At 54.7% G+C, this 5,524-nt stretch carries 6 protein-coding genes; 2 read left to right on the forward strand and 4 right to left on the reverse strand.

The window, feature by feature from the left end:
- Window positions 1-307: hypothetical protein (locus AC1DVH_RS25445; protein ID WP_477756130.1), on the forward strand; the 307-nt coding region annotated here is incomplete at its 5' end.
- Between the two features lie 17 nt (window positions 308-324).
- Window positions 325-1,281 (forward strand): type I-G CRISPR-associated protein, Cas3-extension family, encoded by a 957-nt coding sequence (locus AC1DVH_RS25450; RefSeq protein WP_477756131.1) that lies wholly within the window; start codon window positions 325-327, stop codon window positions 1,279-1,281.
- Between the two features lie 1,261 nt (window positions 1,282-2,542).
- Here the strand turns inward: AC1DVH_RS25450 and AC1DVH_RS25455 are convergent.
- From AC1DVH_RS25455 to AC1DVH_RS25470, 4 genes are all read right to left on the reverse strand, one after another.
- Window positions 2,543-2,851, reverse strand: coding sequence for a recombinase family protein (locus AC1DVH_RS25455; protein WP_477756132.1), 309 nt, complete (start codon window positions 2,849-2,851; stop codon window positions 2,543-2,545).
- 134 nt (window positions 2,852-2,985) lie between these two features.
- The gene (locus tag AC1DVH_RS25460; RefSeq protein ID WP_225923243.1) at window positions 2,986-3,228 is read right to left on the reverse strand and encodes a hypothetical protein; all 243 of its coding nucleotides are present in this window, start codon (window positions 3,226-3,228) and stop codon (window positions 2,986-2,988) included.
- 142 nt (window positions 3,229-3,370) lie between these two features.
- Entirely contained in the window at window positions 3,371-3,589 is a 219-nt protein-coding gene (locus AC1DVH_RS25465) for a hypothetical protein (RefSeq protein WP_477756133.1), read from the reverse strand.
- A 532-nt stretch (window positions 3,590-4,121) separates the two neighbouring features.
- Complete coding sequence (locus tag AC1DVH_RS25470; RefSeq protein WP_477756134.1) at window positions 4,122-4,718, reverse strand: recombinase family protein; 597 nt, start codon at window positions 4,716-4,718, stop codon at window positions 4,122-4,124.
- Window positions 4,719-5,524 lie beyond the last annotated feature (806 nt).

Here is a 5,524-nt window from a genome sequence, read left to right on the forward strand (position 1 = left end):
GTTCATGGCTTACCGGCAGTCCGGTCTGCCCACGGGCTTCCGCCATGAGTTTGCCAGTCTCGACTTCGTGCTAATCAAAGACCCACTGATCCGTCATCTGGTGGCGACGCACCACGGACATGGTCGGCCTTGGTTAAAGAGTTGCAGTGACCCCACAGCTCCCGGCTCCCACTTCGCCGCGCTGGACAACCACTGGCCGAAGCACTGGAGCGAGGTCCTGAACCAGCATGGTCCTTGGCAACTGGCCCAGCTGGAGTGGCGCCTGCGCGTCGCCGACGCCCGCGCCTCGATGGAGGAAGCCCTTTAGCCGGAAGGTGATATTCAATGACTCAGAGCTCCGATGCACCTTACATTGACCTGATCGGGCTGCGCATCGCCTCTCCCCAAGGATTCATGGCGGCGCTTGGCCTGTTGCGCGTCTGCGGGCAAGACCTCGGATTGGACATTCGCCTGTCCTGGCCAGCCGGCTATGCACGGCTGCATGGCATCGACTGGCCAGCGCTGCTGGACGGCATGACCACACACATGCGCGGCCGCTCGGAGGCCACAGAGTTCAATTTTAAGGTAACGCAGGACGACGGCTCGCAAGCAGACGTCAGCAAACTCAACCGCATTCGCCCCGCAGACTATCGTGCCGCGGCTAACAGCATGCGCGACAATCCCCGTGCTTTGGCCTTCCTCGCAGCATTTGCCACGGACGCAGTTGTTTCCAAATCTGGCTTCGTGACGCCGAATAGCCTGGACTTTTCAGCCGGCCGGCAAGAGTTCGTCGACAACATCCGCTATCTTGCCAAAACACTTGCTCCGCCCAGGGATAAGAAAACCATTGAAACCCGCCTGCACAAAGTGCTTTTCGGCGAGCCTTACGAAAAGATCAAGAAGCTCAGATTCGGTTGGGACCCAGTTGCTGTGAGAAGGCATGCATGTGAAGCCGCGGCCCCGACCGACAGCGATCCTCCCTGCCAACCTTTCAGTGTCTGGTTCGCGATTGAAGCGTTGCCCTTGCATCCTGTTCTTCCGGTCAGCCCACACCGTGCCGAAACCACAGGCTTTGACGAAGACCACTACGTCTGGCCACAGTGGTTAGAGCCGTTGACTCTGGAAGAGGTGCGTTTGCTGCGACAACGTCCAGTTGACACCCTCGAGAAGCTGGAAGGGGTGCAGGCCATCTGGCGTTCGGCAATTGCCAAATGCGGCCGATATCGCACCCTGAGTACTGCAGAGCGAACCTCAGGCTACCATCCAGAACCGGAGAGGCTCGCGTCCAACGCAAACAACTGAACTAGGAAGGCTGTAATGGCCTAAGCTGCATTCGATGGATACCATGATATACGTTATCCTGCCCCGTTCGCGGAACCGCTGTTAAGTCCCCCTTCCGCTCAATGGGTTACGAACGGGGAGATCCTACCCAGCTGCAAGGCTGGGCATCGTGGAAGCCGCGACGAGGTGGATTTCTGTAACCAGCGCGTACTGATCCTACCCAGCTGCAAAGCTGGGCATCGTTTGACAGAGCTCGCCACGAAAGTGGAGAGCTCTGACTGTTTCTGGGCGAAAAATCTTAGCGGGCTTTGGGAGTCAGAATTTCAGCATGTTCCCGCCCTCCACCGAGAGGCCATCATTAAGAGGACAGGAGCAGGCGGCAATACGCACTGCCCTGCACGCGAACCTATTGAAAGCTGAGGTAGCGATATCGGAGGCGGCTAATAGCGGAACCGAAGAAGAGTGTCAGGCGCGCTGATCAAGATAGCGATTCGAAAGCTGGTGGATCCGGAAACCGATGAGGATGCTCGCGCCCTGGTGTCAGGAGCTGGATTGACTACTAATGCGCGATCAACCCACGCCGCAATGACGGCTAGTGCGCGGAAAACGCAGCAACAAAACCTGTGTATCGACTACTCGACTGGATACCTAGTTTTGAGATTTTACGCTTTTGCACTGACTACTTATCGGTTACCTGAATGATTATTTGCTTGCTATTTATTCGCTTACTTAAACGACTAGCTAGAGTAACGCTAATAGCAATAACTTTTCTCAAAAGCGATAATCGGATAAAACTCTCAAGATATTGATTTTATTACGAATCACCTAAAAAGATGCGAACAGACCCGCGAAGGCTTTGCTTGACAAACAAGTCACCAAGTCAACCAAGAACACTTAGCGACTTAATTTTTGAGGGTTTTCGATGCAAGTTATTATCACTTAGAAAACTCTCGCTTTTTTAGCCTTCCTTTCTAATATAAATAAATAATAATTCAATATTAATATATATAAGAAAAGGTAGCTAAAAGTAACGGGCAAAGCTCTGCCCTGCGGGAGCGATTGAGCCCTTCCTGTCGGTTCCTTTCGGGCAGCCGTAAACCTTCGGTCAGCTTTCCAACCGGCCGCAGTTTCGTTCGTGCTTCAGTCCTGCGGCTAGTGTTTCGTCACGTTCATCGCTTACCTTCAATGGCAAGGAGCATCTGCCTTTCTGCACAGCGGACTTGGGCGCGGCCACCTGCCCCCTTCGCGTGGATGATCCTGCACAGGGTTTGTCAGTCCGCGTTCACCAGCTAAGGCGGTCCACCTGCTCGCACAGCAGGATGCCCCCCGGTCGGGAGTCATCGAGCAGGCGGAACAGTTCCGAGCGGTGCAGCTTCGTACCGGATTCGTTTTCCGGGTAGAACCCGGCGATGAACTGGCCATATTGCTCACCAAATGCTCCGAGCAATTGCCGATTTTGCTCAACGCCCTGCTCCAAGGTGGAGGCGCGAGAGTACGCTCGGACCAGCGGGGGTGTCGGTGGGCATAAGACCTCCACCAACAAGTATGGGGGGCTTGGGCACGGCAGAAAAATCCGAATTGACGCCTTCATAGTTCAGAAGTGAGCGGGACGGTTGTCGATCCCCTCGCGCTGCCGTTCCAGCATCATCTCCCGCTCAAACTGGGCAGGCGGCATCCAGGATATGGGGGGCTTCCCGTGTCGGCTGGAGGCATAGTTACGCCGGTTTAGTGGAGCAGCCTGTAAATCACGGTCATGATCACGGCGATGACACAGTAGAGCCCAGTCACCACGGCCATCGGATACCAGAAGGTTTCACGGGTGAACTTGCAGGCCTCGACTGTCGGTTTCGGGACCTCGGCACTGACCTTGCGCGACTCTTCATTGCGCTGGATTGTCTGGTCGATCAACTGGCTGATCGCGGCATGGATCTTGTCCAGTTCGGCTTGGCTCAAACCGTGGGTGGCCATGGTGTTGGCTCCTCCTTCTCAGAAGGGGTTAAGAACGGCCAAACCTCCTTGCCAACTGGCGGACCCCAGTCGAYCGGCGCATGCCGATTCTCTGGGGTGATGGCCGCGATCAGGGCGTCCAGATCAATCTCCGGCGTGTCCATCAGATCCCTACCACGCGGCCAACCGCTTCGAGGGTGTGATCGTCGCGTTCAYGAACAATGCCCAGGGAGAAGCCGGGCTTCTTCTTCTCGGCGTAGGCCACCGCCAGCAGGGCGAACGCCCGGCGCATGGCTTCGGCCTTGGTGATGCCGCTTTGCTTGGCGATGTCGGTCAGCGCGCCGTCGATCTCGTCCGACAGGTCGAGGGTAAAACGTGGCATGGCGGATGCTCTAGTCGAGGGAATTGAGTGGAAATTTTACTGCATATTGCAGCTACTGCCGCTACTCCGTCCGACCACTGGCCTGGTGCACGCCCGTCGACCTGCGGCTGTTTGGCACCCTTGCGGCAGTTGTGGTGCAGGCGCGTGGTTTCGGCTGGCCAGACCTTGGCGTAGGTAGACCTCGCCCAACGGGTCGCCGAGATCGAAGCTGGTGGTGCCATTCGTGGTCGAAGTCGCCGACGTAGAGCCGGGCGAAGACCATCAGTTCGTCCAGCACGGCGCGGCCCAGCAGCCCGCTGGCGCTCGCTGGGCGCCGACTGTGTTGTTCCAGTTCGGCACAAAGGCTCAACGCGCCTCTGCGCTGTGTGTGCCCTCCCCCCGGTTCTTTCAGGTTGTACAGCGGCGGCTGTAGGTGGCTTCGACAGTCAGGGGCAGGACGCCGTAGGCGGCGAAGCAGGACCAGTCACGGAGCATAAGACATCCAATAGCTGTGGGATACTTGGGCATGGCAGAAAAAACCGAATTCCCCCCTTCATAGTTCAGAAGTGAGCGGGACAGCTGACCGAGTCACGGCATCGGTACGGTAAAGGGCCAGTTCGCGGTAAACCGTGGCCTGCCCGACGCCAAGCTGCTTGGCAATCTCGACCTTAGTCACGCCCTCCCCCGCCAGGCGCAGTATGGCCGCGCGTTTTTCCTCGTGGATTGGCTTACGTCCCTTGTATTTGCCGGCCTTCTGCGCTTTGCCGATCCCCTCGCGCTGCCGCTCCAGCATCATTTCCCGCTCAAACTGGGCAATCCCTCCCAACACGGTCAGGATTAACTTGCCGGTGGGCGTGCTGGTGTCCAGCCCCAGATTGAGAATCTTGACCTCAACCTTTTTCAGTTCCAATCGGTACAGTGTCTGCAGCAGGTCGGTGATCGAGCGAGCCAGCCGGTCGAGCTTAGTGACCACAAAGGTATCCCCCACACGGGCAAACTCAATGGCCGCTTCAAGCTGGACGCGCTGGGCCACGGACGATACCTGTTCTTTAAATATTTTTTCACAACCACATCGTTCTAATTCGCGCAACTGGGCTTCAAAACCAGCTTCTTGTTCGATGGTTGAAGTACGTGCATAGCCTATATCCATAGGTTTTCTCCCACATATGTTTAAGACTCTGTGATAGCCCACCTCCCAAATAAATTAACCCACTTATATGAGAGGTTTAGGTAGGGCTTCGCCTGCTATCACAAGGGCCGGCTCTATTTGGAGATTGCATAACGTTTTTTTTACACTGATGGACTCTCACCAATGCATAGACGATCGGCTCGCCCAGGCTGATGCATTTCTTTGCGGCCGTGTTCATCAGTGACCGCACCTCGATGGACGCAATATACGAACTGGTCGTATTTGCCACTACCTGAACGCGGCTCTGTTAATTTTTTGTGGACGGACCAATTAAGTCAGCCCTCTCCTGGGCAACTCGGATTGCTGTTCTAGGCATAAAAAAAATAATCCTCCGATGTAGTGCTGCGCTCTTTTATAAAATTGCAACCTCCAGTTATTTAAGCACAACCAATAGCAGCAATAAATACATACAACACCATGAACCAGATTAGTTTGAAATATACCAAAACACCAACCACATCATATGTTATAGAAATAACTCAACGTACCATCAGGTACCCCACCCACGACTTTTTTACGATTGCTTCTTCTAGCCCGACTGCTCAGGCCCACTCAACATTTTCAACTAATCCAAAATCCCAGATGTACTCAGTACAGGTTTTAAACAAATATCACGCAAAATCTAAAAATACACACTCTGTTACAATGGGTACCAAGCAGCACATGATTCTTTATAAAAATCAATCGATTACAAACACAAACCATCACCAAACCCCTCTATTGATGAATGATTCGCCCACCCAAAAGTGACGACCTTTACGCAGAAA

It is taken from the genome of Pseudomonas sp. P4_C3, assembly GCF_056402075.1.